General features: G+C 71.6%; 17 protein-coding genes and 1 tRNA gene. 7 read left to right on the top strand and 11 right to left on the bottom strand.

Translation table 11 applies throughout. From position 1 onward, the window contains the following. Positions 1 to 129: 129 nt before the first annotated feature. From ACFTZL_RS18510 to ACFTZL_RS18480, 7 genes are all read right to left on the bottom strand, one after another. The gene (locus ACFTZL_RS18510) at positions 130 to 636 is read right to left on the bottom strand and encodes a DUF3291 domain-containing protein (RefSeq protein WP_382583558.1); all 507 of its coding nucleotides are present in this window, start codon (positions 634 to 636) and stop codon (positions 130 to 132) included. A gap of 44 nt (positions 637 to 680) precedes the next feature. Next, positions 681 to 2,159 (bottom strand): penicillin-binding transpeptidase domain-containing protein, encoded by a 1,479-nt coding sequence (locus ACFTZL_RS18505; protein WP_382583555.1) that lies wholly within the window; start codon positions 2,157 to 2,159, stop codon positions 681 to 683. Next, positions 2,156 to 3,520, bottom strand: coding sequence for an FtsW/RodA/SpoVE family cell cycle protein (locus ACFTZL_RS18500; protein ID WP_382583552.1), 1,365 nt, complete (start codon positions 3,518 to 3,520; stop codon positions 2,156 to 2,158). The genes ACFTZL_RS18505 and ACFTZL_RS18500 overlap by 4 nt, the downstream gene beginning before the upstream one ends. A gap of 52 nt (positions 3,521 to 3,572) precedes the next feature. Next, positions 3,573 to 3,974, bottom strand: a complete 402-nt coding sequence (locus ACFTZL_RS18495) for an SH3 domain-containing protein (protein WP_382583549.1) — start codon at positions 3,972 to 3,974, stop codon at positions 3,573 to 3,575. Positions 3,975 to 4,088: 114 nt separating this feature from the next. Beyond that, positions 4,089 to 5,354: an ATP-binding protein gene (locus ACFTZL_RS18490; protein ID WP_382583546.1), complete on the bottom strand. Its 1,266-nt coding sequence runs from the start codon at positions 5,352 to 5,354 to the stop codon at positions 4,089 to 4,091. After that, on the bottom strand, positions 5,351 to 6,103 hold the full coding sequence (locus tag ACFTZL_RS18485; protein ID WP_382583543.1) for a hypothetical protein: 753 nt from the start codon (positions 6,101 to 6,103) through the stop codon (positions 5,351 to 5,353). Before ACFTZL_RS18485 ends, ACFTZL_RS18490 begins: the two co-directional genes overlap by 4 nt. 147 nt (positions 6,104 to 6,250) lie before the next feature. Continuing rightward, complete coding sequence (locus tag ACFTZL_RS18480; protein ID WP_382583540.1) at positions 6,251 to 6,754, bottom strand: dual specificity protein phosphatase family protein; 504 nt, start codon at positions 6,752 to 6,754, stop codon at positions 6,251 to 6,253. Between the two features lie 111 nt (positions 6,755 to 6,865). On the opposite strand from ACFTZL_RS18480, the gene ACFTZL_RS18475 reads away from it, so the two are divergent. Further along, positions 6,866 to 7,669, top strand: coding sequence for a nuclease-related domain-containing protein (locus ACFTZL_RS18475; RefSeq protein WP_382583537.1), 804 nt, complete (start codon positions 6,866 to 6,868; stop codon positions 7,667 to 7,669). 46 nt (positions 7,670 to 7,715) lie between these two features. Here ACFTZL_RS18475 and ligD read toward each other — a convergent pair whose 3' ends face one another. Further along, complete coding sequence (ligD, locus tag ACFTZL_RS18470) at positions 7,716 to 8,597, bottom strand: non-homologous end-joining DNA ligase (RefSeq protein WP_382583534.1); 882 nt, start codon at positions 8,595 to 8,597, stop codon at positions 7,716 to 7,718. 54 nt (positions 8,598 to 8,651) lie between these two features. On the opposite strand from ligD, the gene ACFTZL_RS18465 reads away from it, so the two are divergent. Next, positions 8,652 to 9,689: a Ku protein gene (locus ACFTZL_RS18465; protein ID WP_382583570.1), complete on the top strand. Its 1,038-nt coding sequence runs from the start codon at positions 8,652 to 8,654 to the stop codon at positions 9,687 to 9,689. A 6-nt stretch (positions 9,690 to 9,695) separates the two neighbouring features. Here ACFTZL_RS18465 and ACFTZL_RS18460 read toward each other — a convergent pair whose 3' ends face one another. The 3 genes from ACFTZL_RS18460 to ACFTZL_RS18450 all read right to left on the bottom strand — a co-directional run bounded on the left by ACFTZL_RS18460 (position 9,696) and on the right by ACFTZL_RS18450 (position 12,519). Then, complete coding sequence (locus ACFTZL_RS18460; protein ID WP_382583531.1) at positions 9,696 to 11,504, bottom strand: hypothetical protein; 1,809 nt, start codon at positions 11,502 to 11,504, stop codon at positions 9,696 to 9,698. 217 nt (positions 11,505 to 11,721) lie between these two features. Further along, positions 11,722 to 12,222 (bottom strand): Asp23/Gls24 family envelope stress response protein, encoded by a 501-nt coding sequence (locus ACFTZL_RS18455; RefSeq protein ID WP_382583528.1) that lies wholly within the window; start codon positions 12,220 to 12,222, stop codon positions 11,722 to 11,724. A 225-nt stretch (positions 12,223 to 12,447) separates the two neighbouring features. Then, positions 12,448 to 12,519, bottom strand: a tRNA-Arg gene (locus tag ACFTZL_RS18450). Between the two features lie 92 nt (positions 12,520 to 12,611). Here ACFTZL_RS18450 and ACFTZL_RS18445 point away from each other — a divergent pair. The 5 genes from ACFTZL_RS18445 (at position 12,612) to thrC (ending at position 18,278) form a co-directional block, all read left to right on the top strand. Then, a complete protein-coding gene (locus ACFTZL_RS18445) occupies positions 12,612 to 13,148 on the top strand; it encodes a response regulator (protein WP_382583526.1) in 537 nt (178 codons plus the stop codon). A gap of 105 nt (positions 13,149 to 13,253) precedes the next feature. Continuing rightward, positions 13,254 to 14,375, top strand: a complete 1,122-nt coding sequence (gene nrtL / locus ACFTZL_RS18440; protein ID WP_382583523.1) for an ArgS-related anticodon-binding protein NrtL — start codon at positions 13,254 to 13,256, stop codon at positions 14,373 to 14,375. An 11-nt stretch (positions 14,376 to 14,386) separates the two neighbouring features. Continuing rightward, positions 14,387 to 15,778, top strand: coding sequence for a diaminopimelate decarboxylase (lysA, locus tag ACFTZL_RS18435; RefSeq protein ID WP_382583520.1), 1,392 nt, complete (start codon positions 14,387 to 14,389; stop codon positions 15,776 to 15,778). A gap of 142 nt (positions 15,779 to 15,920) precedes the next feature. Beyond that, complete coding sequence (locus ACFTZL_RS18430) at positions 15,921 to 17,213, top strand: homoserine dehydrogenase (protein WP_382583517.1); 1,293 nt, start codon at positions 15,921 to 15,923, stop codon at positions 17,211 to 17,213. A 6-nt stretch (positions 17,214 to 17,219) separates the two neighbouring features. Beyond that, positions 17,220 to 18,278 carry a threonine synthase gene (gene thrC, locus ACFTZL_RS18425; protein ID WP_382583514.1) on the top strand — a complete coding sequence of 353 codons (1,059 nt, stop codon included), beginning with the start codon at positions 17,220 to 17,222 and terminating at the stop codon, positions 18,276 to 18,278. The last annotated feature ends 143 nt before the right edge of the window (positions 18,279 to 18,421 follow it).

Raw genomic sequence — 18,421 nt, 5'->3', positions numbered from 1 at the left:
CCCCGTATTCTGCCCCCCCTCTCCGCGGGCGCGGGGGGGGGGGGGGGGGGGGGGGGGGGGGGGGGGGGGGGGGGGGGGGGGGGGCCCGGGCGGCCCTCCCCCCCGCCGCCGCCCCCCCCCCCGCCGCCGCTAGACCGAGCAGCCCAGCCCCTCCGGTACCTCGCCCAGCAGGGGCGTCGCCCCCTGGGGAGGGAACGACGTGCGCAGGGTGAAGGCGTACGGGGTCGGGCCGTGGGTGCGGAGGTGGAGGAGGCGGGATTCGGCCTCGGCCACGGTCGGGCGGTGGCCTGCCGGGACCCACCACATCGCCACCATCGCCTCCTGGACCCGGTCGAACCACTCGCGGCGCCGTGCGAGCATCTCCCGGTGCCTGCCCTGGTACATGTACGCCGTGAGCGCGTCCGTGTCCTGCCACACCGACATGTTGATGATCAGCCAGGAGTCACCGAAGACGGGCACGTCGGTCGCGTCGCCGGAGTCGTCCTGCAAGCGCCACACGAAACCGTCGGCGGCGTCGGCGTCCGCGTTCACGGGGTCCAGGGCGTCGACGAAGTCCTTCAACTGCGGGGAATCCAGCGGGGCCTTGAGGCGGGCGATGTTGACCTGGGCGAGTTCGAAGGCGGCGGCAGCAGTCATGACCGGACGGTAGGTCGGCAGCCTGTTCCCGCGGTAGAGCCGTCTCACGAACCGGGCAGCCGGTCCCGGGACTTCAGTACCGCCTCCATCACCGCCCGCGCGATCGGCGCCGCGTCGCCGCCCCCGCTGATCTCCCCGCGGTCCGCGTCCGCGTCCTCCACGACGACCGCGACCGCCACCCGCGGCTGCAGATCGCGATCGCCCTGCGCCCAGGAGACGAACCAGGCGTACGGCGTGCCGGAGTTGCCGATGCCGTGCTGGGCGGTGCCGGTCTTGCCGCCGACCTTGGCGCCGCGGATCGCGGCGTTGCGTCCGGTGCCGTTCTTGACCACGCCCCGCATCAGCCCGCGCAGCCGCGCGGCGGTCGCGGGGGACATCGCCTGGCGGAGCGCGCGCGAGCCGGCGGTCGCGAGGGTGCTGCCGCCCGGCCGGGTCGTGCGCTCCACCAGGTAGGGCTCCCGTAGCTGCCCGCCGTTCGCCACGGCCGCCGCCACCATCGCCATCTGCAGCGGGGTGGCGCGGGTGTTGTACTGGCCGATCGACGACAGCGCGAGCTGCGCCTTGTCGAGCGAGGTGTCGAAGGTGGACCGCGCCACCGCGAAGGGGACGCGCAGCGCCCTGTCGTTGAAGCCGAAGGCCCGGGCCGCGGCCGTCATGCCCGGCACGCCCACCTCCACGCCGAGCTGCGCGAACACCGTGTTGCAGGAGAAGACGAACGCCTCGCGCACGGAGGCGTCCGCGCAGCCCTTGGAATCGTTCGACAGACGCGTCCTCGTACTGGGCAGCCGGTAGGGGTCGGGGGAGTCGGTCGGCTTGTCGAGGTCCGTGACCAGGCCGGCGTCCAGCGCGGCGGCCAACGTGACGATCTTGAAGGTCGAACCCGGCGGATACGTCTGCCGTACCGCCCGGTTGAGCATCGGCCGGTCCCGGTCGGCGTTCAGCCGCTTCCAGGCCCGGGCCGCCGCCGCGCCGTTCCCGGACAGCGGCTGGGGGTCGTAGGACGGGGCGGACACCAGGGCCAGGATCCGGCCGGTCGACGGGTCCAGGGCGGCCACGGCGCCCTTGCGTCCGGCGAGCCCCTGGTACGCCGCCCGCTGTGCGGCCGGGGCGAGCGTCGTCACGACGTCCCCGCCGGCGTTGCGCGCACGCGTGAAGTCGTTCCACAGCGGGAACGGCGTGAGCATCGGGTGCGAGCCGGACAGGACGCCGTCCTCGGTGTGCTCCAGGAGCGTCGTCCCGTAGAGCTGGGAGGCGAAGCCGGTGACCGGCGCGTACATCGGGCCGTCGGCGTAGGTCCGCTCGTAGCGCAGGTGCTCGCGGGTGTCCTGCGAGCCGGTGACGGACCGGCCGCCGACCAGGATGTTCCCGCGCGGCTGCTCGTAACGGGCGATCTCCGGGCGGCGGTTGGCGGGATGGCCGTCGTACACCGGGGCCTGGACGACCTGGACGCGTGCGGCGTTCAGCAGCAGGGCCACCAGCAGCAGGGCGCAGAAGAAGCCGGCGTGCCGGATGTGCCGCGTCATGAGGTCTCCTGCCCGTCGTGCTGACGCCGGGCCGAGTCGCTCACCCGGACCAGCAGCGCCACGATCGCCCAGTTGGTGACCACCGACGAGCCGCCCTGTGCCAGGAACGGCATCGCCATGCCGGTCAGCGGGATCAGGCCGGTCACCCCGCCCGCGATCACGAACACCTGGAGCGCCACGAGCGAGGCGAGGCCCACCGCGAGCAGCCGGCCGAAGGGCTCGCGCAGCGCGAGGCCCGCCCGGTAGCCGCGCTCCACCAGCAGGCCGTAGAGGACGAAGATGGCCGACAGGCCCGCCAGGCCCAGTTCCTCGCCCGCCGTGGCCAGGATGAAGTCCGATTTCACGGCGAAGCCGATGAGGACCGAGTGGCCGAGGCCCAGGCCCGTACCGAGAAAGCCGCCCTCCGCGAAGGCGAACAGGGACTGCGCGAGCTGGTTCGGGCCCTCCCCCGCGTCGACCGAGGCGAACGGATGCAGCCACGTCTCGATCCTGCTGTGCACATGCGGCTCGAGACGGCCGACGGCGACCGCGCCCAGCGCCGCCAGCAGCAGTCCCACGGCGATCCAGCCGGTGCGTCCCGTGGCGACGTAGAGGAGGACGACGAACAGGCCGAAGAAGAGCAGCGACGTACCGAGGTCCCGCTCCAGGATCAGTACGCCGACGCTCACCAGCCAGACGGCGACGATCGGGCCGAGCACCCGGCCGGTGGGGAACTGGAACTTCCAGATGCGGCGGCCGGTGTACGCGAGGGCGTTGCGGTTCGCGGCCAGGTACGCGGCGAAGAACACCGCCAGCAGCACCTTCGCGAACTCGCCCGGCTGGATCGAGAACCCGGCGATCCGGATCCAGATGCGGGCCCCGTTCACCGCCGGGAACAGGATCGGCAGGGTGAGCAGGACGAGCACGGCGACGACACAGACGTAGGTGTAGCGCTGGAGCACCCGGTGGTCGCGCAGGAGCAGGACGACCAGGATGAACAGCGTCACGCCCAGCGTCGACCACACCAGTTGGGCCGGTGCCGCCCGGTCGCCGGGGGTCTCCAGGTCGAGCCGGTAGATGAGCACCAGGCCGAGCCCGTTGAGCAGCACGCCGATGGGGAGGAGGAGGGGGTCGGCGTGGGGGGCCCGCAGCCGCACCGCCAGATGCGCCAGCAGCGCGAGCACGCCGAGCCCGGCGCCGTAGCCGGCGGCGCCGGGCGGGAGGGTGCCGTGCTGGGCGAGGCCCACGTCGCAGTAGCCGTACACGGACAGCAGTACGGCCACGACGATGAGGGCGAGCTCGATGCCACGGCGCCGGGGGAGGGGGCGGACGGCGGGCGCGGGCGGGTCCGCCGTCGCCACGGTGATTCCGGCCTTACTCATGTCCGGAACCTACCCAAACGGTGCGTCTTGTGTGTGTTTGAGTGACCGAGTGTCAGCACCAGCGTGGCGCGGGGCCGATGTTGTCGATGAAGCGGGCCGCGCCCCAGGCCCAGGTGCCGTCCGCCAGGAGGTACCAGAGCGGATTGCCCTGCACGGTCTGGCCGGGGGCCTTGCAGAAGATCTTGACGATGTCGCCCCGGTGGGCGAACCGGATGATCTGCGAGCCGCGGTTCGGGGCGCTGCGCAGCGCCAGCGTGTCGGCCGTGACGATGCCTCGGAAGAAGCGCCGGTCGTCGTCGTGGCGGTGGTGTCCGTCGCCGCCCATGGCGCCGGCGCTCATCGTGGTGTCACCCGTCGTGTCCCACTCGTCGTCCGCGACGGCGGGCGTCACGGCGGCAGCGGCGGCGAGGAGCGCGGCGACGGTGGCTATGGAGAGGCGGGAGCGCAGAGACATGGGGAGTACCTCCATGTGGGGGCGAAAAGACCGAAGCTGACTAATCGCCACATTAGGAGCGCCCCCCGGGCCCCGCCCGTCACACTGGGCCATAGGAGGAGCGCCCTCGCGCTCTCACTCCACCGCCAGTGCCAGGGTCGCCACCGCCCCGCCGTCCGGCGCGTTCGCGAACCCCAGCCGCGCACCCAGCACCTCGGCCTGCCCCAGCGCGATGGTCAGCCCCAGCCCGTGCCCCCTGGTCCCGCCCTCCGTACGGAACCGCTGCGGACCGTGCGCCACCAGGTACTCCGGAAAACCGTCCCCGTGATCGCGAACCGTCACCACCGGCCCGTCCACGGTCAGTACGACCGGCCCCCGGCCGTGCTTGTGCGCGTTGGCCACGAGATTCCCGAGCACCCGCTCCAGCCGCCGCCGGTCCGTCTCCACGGACACGTTCCGTACGATCCTGACCTCCGTGCCGTTCCCCGCGGCCCGCACCGCGCGCTCGGCCAACGGCCCCAACTGCTCCGTGTCCAGCTCCAGCCGCTCCCGTCCGGTGTCCAGCCGGGAGATCTCCAGCAGGTCCTCGGTGAGCGTGCGCAGTGCCGCGACCCGGTCCCGCACCAGCTCCGTCGGGCGGCCCGGCGGCAGCAGTTCGGCCGCCGCGTGCAGCCCGGTCAGCGGCGTGCGCAGCTCATGGGCCACGTCCGCCGTGAACCGCTGCTCGGCCAGCAGCTTGCCCTGCAGCGACGACGCCATGGAGTCCAGCGCGGCGGCGACCGCGGCCACCTCGTCCTGCGGGCGCGCCGGAACCTTGGCGGGCGGGTCCGTTCGCGCGGCTGTACGGGGGTCGTTCACGCGTGCGTCCAGGTCGCCCGCGCTGATCCGCCGGGCCACCCGCGCCGTGGTGTGCAGCCGCCGCGTCACCCGCGTCACCGCGAACGCGCCGACCAGCAGCGTCGCCCCGATCGCCAGGCCCGACGACCACAGGATCGCCCGGTCCAGGCCCGCGATGGTGCGCGCCTGCTGCGAGTAGTCGACCGCCACGGCCAGGGCCCGGCCGCCGTCGGCCGGCCCCGCCGCCCACATCGTGGGGCGCCCCTCGCGGTCGGCCACCATCGTGCCCCGGTCGCCGGCCACGGCGAGGTCCCGCAGCTTGCGGGGCAGCTCCGGGGGGTCCATCGCGGCGCCCCGCCGGAGGGGGTCCCCGGCCTCGTACCGCTCCGTCGCCTGCTCCAGTCGCTGCAACGCCTGGTCGCGGGCCTGGCCGACGGTCTGGTCGGTCACCTGCACATGCACCAGGACGCCGAGCAGGGCGGCCAGCGCGCAGCACATCACCGTGATGAAGGCGGCGGCCTTCACGGCGAGCGTCCCCGACCACTGGGGGAGCGCGTGTCTCATCCGGTGCTCGCCGAGGGGGAGGCGGACGGATGCCGGGAGTGCTTCCGCGGGCCGGTGCGCAGCATCTCGTCGTGGGTGAGGAGCATGGCCCGCTGGTCCCGGTCCCAGGTCCACTGGAGGCGGTACTCGTAGCCCGCCACCTCGGACGGCGAGCGGATGACCAGGGAACGCCCGGCCAGTTCCACGCCGCTCAGCGCGTCCTCCCACGACATCACCTGCACGAGCCGGTGCTTCTCGACGGTGTAGACGCGCACCGCGGTCGTCTTGCCTGGCAGCAGCCGGAAGCCCAGCGTCAGGTCGTCGCGCCCGTCGCCGGTCAGGTCCCGGTAGTACGGCTTGAGGACCGGGCATCTTCCGTGCCCGGGGCCCTTGCCGCAGCCGGTCATACGGCCGGCCGTGTCGCGGTAGGGCGCCTTGTCGCCGTCGTAGTCGCCCGGGCTCGCGGCGATCTCGGCCCGGACGACCCCGACCGGGTCCACGCCGTGGATGTCGTCGCCGGCGGGGACCTTGACGCCCTTGACCACCTCGGTGTTCACCTCGCCGATCTCGAAGGCCGGGCTGGACGCGGGGGTCTGCTCCGGCCAGAGCCGGGCCGGACCGACCGCCGTCGGCGTCGACCCGGCGCCCTCGAGCCCTCCGGCGTCCCCGCAGCCCGCGGCGGTCGCCAGCAGGAGGGCGACGACGACGGCGCGGCGGGCGGCTTGACCGGGTCGGCTGCCGAGAAGGGCTCCGGGACGGCTGAGGGGCACTGCACTCCTGCGGTTCGAGGGTGATCACGCGGCTCGGGCACGACCCGCCGGCCCGGTACAACCTTATTCATGGGGAAGTCCCATTTGCGCGCGAGGGAGCCCGTTTGCCGCCGCACCGGCCGGGTGCTGTGCTGGTTCTGTGCCGTCTTACTCGGTGAGTTCCTCCAGCAGCCGGGCCGTGGTCAGCCCGGCCCGCAGGTACTCGACGAACAGCTCGTTGTGCAGCGCCCAGGGCGAGCGCCGGTCCCGGATCAGCCGGATCGCCGTCTCGGCGGAGTCGCCCCGGCGCATCAGCGCGTGCGCGACGACGAGACCGGAACGGTTGTACCCGTGGTAGCAGCGAACGAGGACCCTGCGGCCCTCGTCGAGTGCCTCGCACGCCGCCTCGGCCAAGCGGATCACCCCGGCGAGCTGCGTCCCGTCGAGCGGCCCGTCGGGAATGGGCCACACGTGATGCCGCACGCCCGGATCGGGGCCGTGTCCGGGCAGCCGCAGCAGCGTCTGCACGAGGTCGAACTCGTCCCGTACGACGGCGAACTCCGGATGGCCCAGGGTGCCCGTGTACTCGTGGCCGCCCATCCACAATCCGGGGACCACCTCGCTCCACGGGCTCTCCGGAGCCGGCACATCGGGTTTCCTGCGGGTACGCAACAAAGCCTCCCCACCATCACCGCCCGGGGGCCTGCCCAACTCCTCTCAAAGGTAACCGGGTTCTTGCCCCCGCAGCACCCTGCCTGTTCCCATGGTCGGGGGTGATGGTGCATGAATGGACTGCGCGTCATACCGACCCGGCGACACGGCCAGGAACGGCTGTACGTCTGCCTCCCGGACGGCAGGAACATCGCCTGGTACGACCGTGAGGCGGCCCGGGTCAACCTGCTCGGCGCGGACCGCGAGGACGACGTGCTCCGGGCCCTCGGGCCGTTCATCACCGGCCCGGTGACGGTGGGGCCGCCCTCGGTGCCGACCCCCGCCGAACTCGCCCGTCTGGCGCTCCACCCCGACGACGACCTGGCCCCCAACCGCCCCGGCGAGGCCCTCGTCGTCGCCCTCGACCGCGACCCCGGCCCGGCCCGCCGGCTCCGCCCCGACCCGCGCCGAAGGGCCCTGACGGCCGAGCAGACGGTCGGGGACGCCCTGGACGGTCTGGACGGCGGGGGCTGGCACACCCTGCACTCCGTGCCGCTCCCCGGCGGCAGCCGCATCCACCATCTGCTGATCGGCCCCGGCGGGCTGTACGCCGTGCACACCCTGTACGCGCGCAAGCACCGCGTGACGGTCGCCGACCCCATGGTCACCCTGGGCCGCCGCGAGCCGTACGCCCTGCTCCGCCGCGTCCGCGCCGACGCCGACCGCGCCTCCTACGCCCTGACGGCGGAGGTCCACCCCGTACTCGCCCTGCTGGGCCCCACGACGGTGTCGGTCCAGGCCCCGCCGCGTGACCTCCGCATCCTGACGGACACGGACGTCCAGAGCCTGGCCGGTCAGGGCGCCGTCCTGAAACCGGCGGACGTGGAGGCCCTGCACGCGATGGCCCGGGACCGGAACACATGGGCGCGGGTGTGAGGGTGTCGCACCGAACGTCCCGGCCGACCGGCCGCCGACCGCACGGCTACGGCAGCGGCCCGGCCCGCTCCGGATCCAGCAGCGGCCCCAGCAGGTCGCCGTACTCCTGGACCCGCGACGCAAGATCCCGAGCCTCGAAGTCCAGCCGGCCGGGCGCCCCGCACTCCTCGATCTCCTCCCAGGTCACGGGGGCCGAGACGGTCGGCTCGGGGCGGGCCCGGAGGGTGTAGGGGGTCGCCGTGGTCTTGCGCGCGGCGTTCTGGCTCCAGTCGACGAAGACCTTCCCGGAGCGCAGACTCCGGGTCATCCGGTGGAGGGCAAGGCGGGGCATGGCCTTCTCCGCCTCGACCGCCAGCTCCTTGGCGTACTCGGACACCCGCTCGGAGGAGGCCCCGCGCACGGCGGCGAGCAGATGCAGGCCCTTCGAGCCGGAGGTCTTGGCGTAGGCCTCGATGCCATCACCTGCGAGCCGTTCCCGCAGCCACAGCGCGACCTCGCAGCACTGCACGATGCTCGCGGGCGCCCCCGGATCGAGGTCGAAGACGATCCGGTCGGCCTCGTCCGGTGTGTCGACGAGCCACTGGTGGGTGTGGAACTCGGTGACGAGGTTGGCCGCCCACATCAGGCTCGGCAGGTCCTGCACCAGGACCATCCGCGAGGGCCCCTCGACCCGCGGCACCTCGGCGGTGGTGACCCACTCGGGCGTACCCGGCGGCACGTTCTTGGTGAAGAAGACCTGCCCGTCCGGCCCGTCCGGATACCGCAGGAAGGACACCGCACGATCGCGCAGATGGGGCAGCAGGACCTCGGCGACGGTCGCGTAGTAGTGCAGCACCTCGCCCTTGGTGAAGCCGGTGGCGGGATACAGCACCTTCTCCAGATTGCTGAGCGCGAGCCGTCGCCCCTCCACCACTGTGATAGGCGCCATACGATAAGAATCCCACGCGAACCAGGACGAACACTCCCGAGAGTGACCGGAAGGGTGCTGCACGTGAGATCCATCTGGAACGGCGCCATCTCCTTCGGGCTGGTCAGCATCCCGATCAAGCTGGTGAACGCCACCGAGAGCCACTCGATCTCCTTCCGCCAGATCCACACCGAGGACGGCGGCCGCGTCCGCTACCGCAAGTTCTGCGAGCTGGAGGACCGCGAGGTCACCCAGGCGGAGATCGGCAAGGGCTACGAGGACGCGGACGGCACGATCATCCCGATCACCGAGGAGGACCTGTCCAGCCTGCCCATCCCCACGGCCAAGACGATCGAGATCGTCGCCTTCGTCCCGGGCGACCGGATCGATCCGCTCCAGATGGACGCCGCGTACTACCTGCAGGCGAGCGGCGCCCCGGCGGCGAAGCCGTACACCCTCCTCCGGGAGGCGCTGAAGCGCAGCAACAAGGTGGCGATCGCGAAGTTCGCCCTGCGCGGCCGGGAGCGCCTCGGCATGCTCCGCGTGGTCGGCGAGGCCATCGCGATGCACGGTCTGCTGTGGCCGGACGAGGTCCGCGCCCCCGAGGGCGTGGCGCCCGACACGAACGTCACGGTCCGTGACCAGGAACTGGACCTGGCGGATGCCCTGATGGACACCCTGGGCGAGGTCGACCTGGAGGATCTGCGCGACGAGTACCGCGAGGCCGTGGAGGAGGTCATCGCCGCGAAGGCCGCCGGCGAGACCCCGCGCCAGGCCCCGGAACCGGCGACAGGCGGCAAGGTCCTGGACCTGATGGCGGCCCTGGAGAGCAGCGTCCGCGCGGCCCGCGAGTCCCGTGGCGAGGAGGCCGACGACCACGCCGAGGTCAAGTCGCTCCCGCAACGCAAGACGGCCCGAGCGGCCCCCAAGCAGACCGGCGGCAAGAAGTCGACGTCGACGGCGAAGAAGACGGCGGCCAAGAAGACGACAGCGGCCAAGAAGTCCACGGCGAAGTCGGGTCAGTCGGGCCAGGGCGCGAAGAAGACGGCGGCGAAGAGCACCGCGAAGAAGACGACGGCGAAGAAGTCGGCCTCACGCAAGCGCACGGCCTGAACCGTCTCAGGGCACGTACGCGATGTCAGGCCGCGGCGGCCTGCTCATGCCGGCCCCGAGGAAGTAGTCGACGTGGTGGGACTGCATGTAGCCCTTGAACGTCATGGCGTTCCGGTAGGCGGGGTTGTGGGCGAGCGTGTACAGCCGGTGGCTCGTCGGCTGGTTCGTGGTGAAGATGATCAGCTCGTCGTAGGACGCGTTGGTGTACACGGCCTCCTCGCGCCAGTCGCCGAGGATGTCGCCGACGAGCGTGGGACCGCCCTGGGCGGCCTTGACCGCACCGTGGTTCCAGGTGCTGACCAGCCGGGGCAGGCTGCCGCTCGGCGCCGGGCGGGCCGGGTCCCACTTCTCGATCTTGCCGTCGTTGAGCAGTTCCATGGTGAGGTCCCCGTCCCACCACAGCCCCAGTTGCGGCCAGGGGCGCAGCGAGGTGTCCGGCTCGGTGAGCCGGTTCGTGGACGCGTTGTACAGGCCGGAGAAGGACCAGACCTCCATGCCGGCGAAACGCGGGTCGACATCGCCCGCCATGCCGCGCCCCACGTCGCCGGGGCCGCCGCCGTGCCGCCAGATCACGTTGCCGTTCGCCGCGTCGTAGTAGTACTCCAGCAGCCCGCTCGGGTTGTCCTGCTGCACGCCGTAGCCCTCCAGGCCCGGACGGCCCGGGTCCAGGTCGGCGAGGTGGAAGCGGTCGCCGTGGATGATGCCCCGGGGTCCCATGGAGTAGCGCAGCGAGCCGTTCCCGTTGAGGACGAACCCGATCTCGGCGACCTCGTCCGTCCCGTCGCCGTCGACGTCGACGGCCCTGGTGTTGTGCCCGTCCGGCGCGTCCTGGCTGCCGCGCTGCCACGTCCACTGGCGGTCCAGTGAGTCGCCGTCGAACTTCCAGGCGCCCATCATCAGGTTGAAGGCCCCGTCGTCGCGCCGGTTCTTCATGTAGGCGACCAGGCTGGGCGTCGTGCCGTTGAGATACGCCACCCCGAGGCGGGCCGCCATCGGGCCGTCGGCCAGGTAGGTCGTCGGTACGGCGGACCAGTTGCGCAGCGCCCCGGTCCGGCCGTCGAGCACGGCCATGAACTGACGCGCGTCGTTCTCGTGCGTCCAGGTCGTCCCGTCGCCGAACCTGACCCCGTCGGCGACCCGCAGGGCGACCTCCGCGCGGCCGTCGCTGTCGAAGTCGTAGACCGTGACGCCGTCCCAGTGGCCCACGTCGATCGCGGACGACCCCGGCTCGATGTTGTCCTGGTTCCGGCTGTTCGGCCCCAGATCGACCTCCCACAGGAAGTCGCCGTCACCGCTGTACGCCTCCAGCTTCTGCGGGGAGGTCTGCCGGTCGACGACGTAGTCGTACTCGCCGTCGCCGTCGAGGTCGCCGACCCACACGAACTTCACCGCACCACCGGACCGTAACGGAACCCGCACCACGGGCTCCACGGCGTGGCCGGCCGTCAGCGTGAAGGCGCCGCTGGGCGCCTGCTCCTGGCCCCCGACGACCGGGGTCACGCGGTAACTGTTGGCGCGCGTCAGATCGGCCGTGGCGTCGGTGTAGTTCGTCCCGCCGGTCAGCGGACCGGGGTTGAGCTTGACGTACGCGCCGCCGGCCGTGGACCGGTACACGTTGAACCCGATGCCCTCCGGGTCGAGCCCCAGCAACCGCCAGGAGACGAGGACCTGGCTGCTGCCGGCCCGCACCGCCACGACCCCGCGGCCGAGGTCCTCCATCACACGTGCGGCCTTCACCGACGGGGCGGGGCTCGCACCGGCGACGGTGAGCGTGGCACAGACGGCCAGGACCGTCGCGGTAATCCTCATGCGCATGACAACTCAGCCTCCTTCGGGTTCCGGTGGTCATGGCGCGTGGTTAAGCGCTTTCACAGCCGTGATGGAAGCACTGAGCTGAGGGCCCGTCAATACTGGCGGAGCGAGGAGATGGTCATCCGTAAACGCTTACAGTCAGGCACTGCCGTGGCGGCTCACGGGGCGCCACGCTCGCGACGCCCCGGAAAGGAAATGAACTGAGCGGAACCGAGCTCTCTCAGGCCACGCGCCGCTGCCCCTCCTGCTCGGACTCGCCCTCGTCCTCGTCCGGCAGATGTACGTCGTCGACGGCGATGTTGACCTCCACGACCTCCAGACCGGTCATCCGCTCCACCGCGTTGACGACGTTGGTCCGGACATCCGCCGCGGTGTCGGTGATGGCGGCGCCGTACTCGACGACGAGATCGAGATCGACGGCCGCCTGGCGCTCGCCGACCTCCACCTTCACTCCCTGCGTGACCCCAGTGCCCCCGCCGGGCACCCGCTGGCGCACGGCCCCGAAGGCCCTGGTCATCCCTCCACCGAGGTTGTGAACCTCCGGAATCTCCCGGGCGGCCATGCCCGCGATCTTCGCCACCACCGTGTCCGCGATCGCGGTGCTTCCACGGGCGTCAGGGGAAGTACTGCTCCCGCTGCCGCCCTGCGGTGCCGTGGCCCCGTCCTGCTTTCCCGTCCTGGTACCGGGAGCGGTGTTCCTGCGCTGTGTGGTCTCCGTCATGACCGTCACCTCGATGACTCGGTGCGGGGGTATGAGCAGCGTCGTTCCTATCTACGGTAGAACAACGGTGCGTATGGGGCGAAAGTGGTGGGTATCCCCATGGCGGCACACGCGCGACCAGCCCACAACAACGAGAAAGAGCGGGACCCCGTACTGCTGGGTCCCGCTCTTCTTCTCAGGCATCTACGCTGGTCAACCATAAAGATCGTGTTGGCTGAAGCGAAGTGCCCCCGGCAGGATTCGAACCTGCGCACACGGCTCCGGAGGCCGTTGCTCTATCCCCTGAGCTACGGGGGCGTGTGCGTCGCGATTGCTCGCGGCGACGGGTAGAACACTACCAGCTCCCTCCGGGTGGTCATCAACGGGTTTCCGCTGCCGAGGACGGGTGTGTGGGTCGCCCGTGCGGGGTGGAAGTGGGGAAAACCCGGACGCGGTGGCAGGCGCCGACCTACTCTCGAGTTGTGCCAGGCGCGTCGGGTCGGGTGCTTGTTGTGGACGACAACAAGGTCATCCGGCAGTTGATCAGGGTCAACCTCGAGCTGGAGGGGCTGGAGGTCGTGACCGCGGCCGATGGTGCCGAGTGTCTTGATGTCATTCATCAGGTGCGGCCCGATGTGGTGACCCTCGACGTCGTCATGCCCCGGCTGGACGGGCTCAGGACCGCCGCTCGGCTGCGGACCGATCCGCTGACCCGTGACCTGCCCCTCGCCATCATCAGCGCCTGCACCCAGCACGAGGTCGAGGCCGGGCTCGATGTCGGCGTCGACGCCTTCCTCGCCAAACCCTTCGAGCCCACCGAACTGGTCGGGATGGTGCGGCAGTTGATGGAGCGGGCGCGGCGTCGGGAAGGACAGGGCGGTGGTGGTCCCGACATCGGGGGCGATGGTGCCCAGGCGCACACCGTCGATCAGCCGGCCATACCGTAGGTGACGAGCAGCCGCTCGGCCTCCTGAGGGAAGCCGCGTCCACATCCCGGACCCTCCCTAAACCGGCTCGCATACCCACCCCCCTCCTCCCATACGCTTGTGCCCGTGACCCCCGTCGAACTCTCCCGCACCGTGCTGCACGCCGTGCGTCGCGCCGTCGACGAGGGCGAGCTCAGCGTGACCGTGCCGGAGCGGGCCGTGGTCACGCCGCCGGGGCCCGGAGGCTGCGGCGACTACGCCACCAACATCGCCCTCCGACTGGCCCGAGCGGCAGAGCAGCCGCCCCGGCGCGTGGCCGAGATCCTGCGGGTGCGTCTCCTCGACGACCACCGCATCACGGACGTCGTCGTCACCGGGGCCGGGTTCCTCAACCTCAGCCTGGGAAGCGCGGCGTCCGTCGAGCTCGTCGACGAGATCCTGCGGCGCGGGCGGCAGTACGGCCACGCGGCGGGGCCCAGCGGGAACAACGTCCGGCTCCGGTGCCCGGCAGAGGTCCGTGCCGTCGTGGTCGCGGATGCCACGGCCCGTCTGCTGCGCAGCCAGGGCGACTCCGTCCGCATCTCGTACGACGGCCGGCCCGCGCCGGAGTGGGAATCCGTCCTGGGCGTGGACACCGAGGGCGTGGACACCGAGGGTGTGGATACCGCCGGTGCGGACGCCCCCTCTTCCCGAGGGCCCCGCCCCGGTCCCCAACCCCTCCCCGACTTCCCCATCCGCCCCGTCCCCGCCCCCGCCGACCCCCTCGCCCTCGGCCGGGACGCCGCCCGCTGGGCCCTGCTGTACCCCGCCGCGCACGACCTGCCCAGGATCACCGGCGATCATCTGGTCCAGCGGGAGACCAACCCTCTCTTCCGCGTCCGGTACGCCCACGCCCGCACCCGGGCACTGCTCCACAACGCCGCCGACCTCGGCTTCGACCCCGAGCCAGGCCCCGCGCACACACACGAAACCGCGCACACACACGACACGGCACCGCTGATCGCCGCACTCGGCGACCACCCCCGTGTCCTCACGGCCGCCGCCACCGACCACACCCCCGACCGCCTGGCCCGGCACCTCGTCACCGTCGCCGATGCCACGCTGCCGCTGCTCTCCGCCGTGCTGCCCCTCGGCGAGGAGAAACCCTCGGCCGCCCACCGTTCCCGGCTCGCGCTCGCCGAAGCCGCCGGGACGGTGCTGGCCGGCGGCCTCGCCCTGCTCGGTATCGACGCACCCGATCACCTCTGAAAGACACGAACATGAGCCGTTCCGCACACCCCGCCGGGCCCCGTCACGCCGATGTCTACCCCGAGGGCCACTACTCCGCCCCGCCCACCGACCTCAACGCCCTGGACCCCAAGGTGTGGGCCGAGACCGTCACGCGGGACGAGGACGGAGTCGTCACCGTCGGCGGTATCACCGTCACGGAGCTCGCCGAGGAGTTCGGTACCCCCGCCTACGTCCTCGACGAGGCCGACTTCCGGGCACGCGCGCGTGCGTGGCGCACCGCCTTCGGGACCGACGCCGACGTCTTCTACGCGGGCAAGGCGTTTCTCTCCCGTGCCGTCGTGCGCTGGCTGCACGAGGAAGGGCTGAACGTCGACGTCTGCTCCGGCGGCGAGCTGGCCACCGCCCTCTCCGCCGGCATGCCCGCCGACCGCATCGCCTTCCACGGCAACAACAAGTCCGTCGACGAGATCACCAGGGCCGTCGAGGCCGGCGTGGGCCACATCGTGCTCGACTCCTTCCAGGAGATCGCCCGGGTCGCCCACATCGCGCAGAGCCTCGGGAAGCGGCAGAAGGTCCTGATCCGGATCACCGTCGGCGTCGAGGCCCACACCCACGAGTTCATCGCCACGGCCCACGAGGACCAGAAGTTCGGCATCCCGCTGGCCGGCGGGCACGCCGCCGAGGCCGTACGCCGTGCCCTGCAGCTCGACGGGCTCGAACTCGTCGGCATCCACAGCCACATCGGCTCGCAGATCTTCGACATGTCCGGGTTCGAGGTCGCCGCCCACCGGGTCGTCTCGCTGCTCAAGGACGTCCGCGACGAGCACGGCGTCGAGCTGCCGGAGATCGACCTCGGCGGCGGGCTCGGTATCGCCTACACCAGCGACGACGACCCGCGCGAGCCGCACGAGATCGCCAAGGCGCTCAGCGAGATCGTCAGCCGTGAGTGCGAGGCCGCCAAGCTGCGCACGCCGCGCATCTCCGTCGAGCCCGGGCGCGCCATCGTCGGCCCGACCGCCTTCACGCTCTACGAGGTCGGCACCATCAAGCCCCTCGACGGGCTGCGGACGTACGTCTCCGTCGACGGCGGCATGTCGGACAACATCCGCACCGCGCTGTACGACGCCGAATACAGCGTCGCGCTCGTCTCCCGCACCTCCGACGCGGCGCCGATGCTCGCCCGCGTCGTCGGCAAGCACTGCGAGAGCGGGGACATCGTGGTCAAGGACGCGTTCCTGCCGGCCGACCTGGCACCGGGTGACCTCATCGCCGTACCGGCGACGGGCGCCTACTGCCGGTCCATGGCCAGCAACTACAACCACGTGCTGCGGCCGCCGGTCGTCACCGTGCACGACGGCGAGGCCCGGGTGATCGTCCGCCGGGAGACCGAGGAGGACCTGCTGCGTCTCGACGTCGGCTGAGTCACGCCAGGGGTGGAAGATCTCCTGTCTTCCACCCCCGTACAAATGAAATAGATATCTCACGATCCGGACGAAGGGCAGAAAGTCCCGTCCGGTGAGTGAGACTGGTGAAACCGTAGACGGTATGAGGAAACGAGGTCGGATGATGCGTACGCGTCCGCTGAAGGTGGCGCTGCTGGGCTGTGGAGTGGTCGGCTCAGAGGTGGCGCGCATCATGACGACGCACGCCGACGACCTCGCAGCCCGGATCGGTGCCCCCGTCGAGCTCGCGGGCGTGGCCGTACGGCGGCCCGACCGGGTCCGGGAAGGCATCGACCAGGACCTCGTCACCACCGACGCCACCGCCCTCGTCAAGCGCGGCGACATTGATGTCGTGGTGGAGGTGATCGGCGGGATCGAGCCCGCCCGGACCCTCATCACCACCGCCTTCGAGCACGGCGCCTCCGTCGTCTCCGCCAACAAGGCGCTGCTCGCCCAGGACGGGGCCGCCCTGCACGCCGTCGCCGAGCAGCACGACAAGGACCTCTACTACGAGGCCGCCGTCGCCGGTGCGATCCCGCTGATCCGGCCGCTGCGCGAGTCCCTCGCCGGCGACAAGATCAACCGGGTGATGGGCATCGTCAACGGCACGACCAACTTCATCCTCGACAAGATGGACTCGACCGGGGCCGGCTACCAGGAGGCCCTCGACGAGGCCACCGCCCTGGGGTACGCGGAGGCCGACCCGACCGCCGACGTCGAGGGCTTCGACGCCGCCGCCAAGGCCGCCATCCTCGCCGGCATCGCCTTCCACACGCGCGTGCGTCTCGACGACGTCTACCGCGAGGGCATGACCGAGGTCACCGCCGCCGACTTCGCCTCCGCGAGGGAAATGGGCTGCACCATCAAGCTGCTCGCCATCTGCGAGCGAGCCGCGGACGGTGCGTCCGTCACCGCGCGCGTGCACCCGGCCATGATTCCGCTGAGCCACCCGCTGGCCTCCGTCCGCGGCGCCTACAACGCCGTGTTCGTCGAGTCCGACGCCGCCGGGCAGCTCATGTTCTACGGGCCCGGAGCGGGCGGTTCCCCGACCGCTTCCGCCGTGCTCGGCGATCTCGTCGCCGTCTGCCGCAACCGGCTCAGCGGCGCGACCGGACCGGGCGAGTCCGCCTATGCCGCCCTGCCGGTGTCGCCGATGGGCGACGTGGTCACGCGCTACCACATCAGCCTCGACGTGGCCGACAAACCGGGTGTTCTCGCCCAGGTCGCGACCGTGTTCGCCGAGCACGGAGTCTCGATCGATACGGTTCGCCAGTCGGGGAAGGACGGCGAGGCCTCCCTCGTCGTCGTCACGCACCGTGCGTCCGACGCCGCCCTCACCGGGACCGTCGAGGCGTTGCGCAAGCTCGACACCGTGCGTGGTGTCGCCAGCATCATGCGGGTTGAAGGAGAGTAACCAGCAATGACCCACCAGTGGCGCGGAATCATCGAGGAGTACCGGGACCGGCTGCCGGTATCCGACACCACGCCGGTCGTGACGCTCCGGGAGGGCGGCACGCCGCTCGTGCCGGCGCAGGTGCTCTCCGAGCGCACGGGCTGCGAGGTCCACCTCAAGGTGGAGGGCGCGAACCCCACCGGGTCCTTCAAGGACCGCGGCATGACCATGGCCATCACCCGGGCCAAGGAGGAGGGGGCGAAGGCCGTCATCTGCGCCTCCACCGGCAATACGTCGGCCTCCGCCGCCGCGTACGCCGTGCGGGCCGGGATGGTCTGTGCCGTGCTCGTGCCGCAGGGCAAGATCGCGCTCGGCAAGATGGGCCAGGCCCTCGTGCACGGCGCGAAGATCCTGCAGGTCGACGGCAACTTCGACGACTGCCTCACCCTCGCGCGCGCTCTGAGCGACAACTACCCCGTCGCGCTGGTCAATTCGGTCAACCCGGTACGTATCGAGGGCCAGAAGACGGCCGCCTTCGAGATCGTGGACATGCTCGGTGACGCGCCCGACATCCACGTCCTGCCGGTGGGCAACGCGGGCAACATCACGGCCTATTGGAAGGGCTACAAGGAGTACGCCGCCGACGGCGTCGCCGCCCGGACCCCCCGGATGTGGGGCTTCCAGGCCTCCGGCAGCGCCCCGATCGTGCGCGGCGAGATCGTCAAGGACCCGTCGACCGTCGCCACCGCCATCCGTATCGGCAACCCGGCGTCGTGGAACCACGCGATCGCCGCGCGGGACGAGTCCGGCGGCTTCATCGACGAGGTGACGGACCGTGAGATCCTGCGCGCCTACCGGCTGTTGGCCTCGCAGGAGGGCGTCTTCGTCGAGCCCGCGTCCGCCGCGTCCGTCGCCGGTCTGCTGAAGGCCGCCGAGCAGGGCAAGGTCGACCCGGGGCAGCGGATCGTGTGCACCGTCACCGGCAACGGGCTGAAGGACCCCGACTGGGCCGTCGCCGGCGCCCCGCAGCCGGTCACCGTCCCCGTCGACTCGGCGGCCGCGGCGGAGCGCCTCGGACTCGCCTGACGTGCGCGAACGTGCCGAGCGGCGGTGTTGCGCGCGGCACGGTCCGGCGGTAGTCGGCGCGTGGCCCGGGGAGTAACCCCCGGGGGGTGCACAGGGCTCATAAGACACCCAAAGTGCGCCGCCAGTGCGCCCGAAGTAGCCAC

This window comes from Streptomyces sp. NPDC056948, from assembly GCF_042674225.1.
Lineage (GTDB): Bacteria > Actinomycetota > Actinomycetes > Streptomycetales > Streptomycetaceae > Streptomyces > Streptomyces purpurascens.
Note: the sequence above shows the minus strand (reverse complement) of the source record. Positions and strands in the feature narration are given on the sequence as shown.

What these genes read in the sequence shown, in the direction of transcription:
- ACFTZL_RS18455 (WP_382583528.1), bottom strand. Translation starts at nt 12,222, where the DNA reads ATGACGGAGACCACACAGCGCAGGAACACCGCTCCCGGTACCAGGACG.
- ACFTZL_RS18475 (WP_382583537.1), top strand. Translation starts at nt 6,866, where the DNA reads ATGAATGGACTGCGCGTCATACCGACCCGGCGACACGGCCAGGAACGG.
- ACFTZL_RS18490 (WP_382583546.1), bottom strand. Translation starts at nt 5,354, where the DNA reads ATGAGACACGCGCTCCCCCAGTGGTCGGGGACGCTCGCCGTGAAGGCC.
- ACFTZL_RS18510 (WP_382583558.1), bottom strand. Translation starts at nt 636, where the DNA reads ATGACTGCTGCCGCCGCCTTCGAACTCGCCCAGGTCAACATCGCCCGC.
- ligD (WP_382583534.1), bottom strand. Translation starts at nt 8,597, where the DNA reads ATGGCGCCTATCACAGTGGTGGAGGGGCGACGGCTCGCGCTCAGCAAT.
- ACFTZL_RS18460 (WP_382583531.1), bottom strand. Translation starts at nt 11,504, where the DNA reads ATGCGCATGAGGATTACCGCGACGGTCCTGGCCGTCTGTGCCACGCTC.
- lysA (WP_382583520.1), top strand. Translation starts at nt 14,387, where the DNA reads ATGAGCCGTTCCGCACACCCCGCCGGGCCCCGTCACGCCGATGTCTAC.
- thrC (WP_382583514.1), top strand. Translation starts at nt 17,220, where the DNA reads ATGACCCACCAGTGGCGCGGAATCATCGAGGAGTACCGGGACCGGCTG.
- ACFTZL_RS18495 (WP_382583549.1), bottom strand. Translation starts at nt 3,974, where the DNA reads ATGTCTCTGCGCTCCCGCCTCTCCATAGCCACCGTCGCCGCGCTCCTC.
- ACFTZL_RS18430 (WP_382583517.1), top strand. Translation starts at nt 15,921, where the DNA reads ATGATGCGTACGCGTCCGCTGAAGGTGGCGCTGCTGGGCTGTGGAGTG.
- ACFTZL_RS18500 (WP_382583552.1), bottom strand. Translation starts at nt 3,520, where the DNA reads ATGAGTAAGGCCGGAATCACCGTGGCGACGGCGGACCCGCCCGCGCCC.
- ACFTZL_RS18505 (WP_382583555.1), bottom strand. Translation starts at nt 2,159, where the DNA reads ATGACGCGGCACATCCGGCACGCCGGCTTCTTCTGCGCCCTGCTGCTG.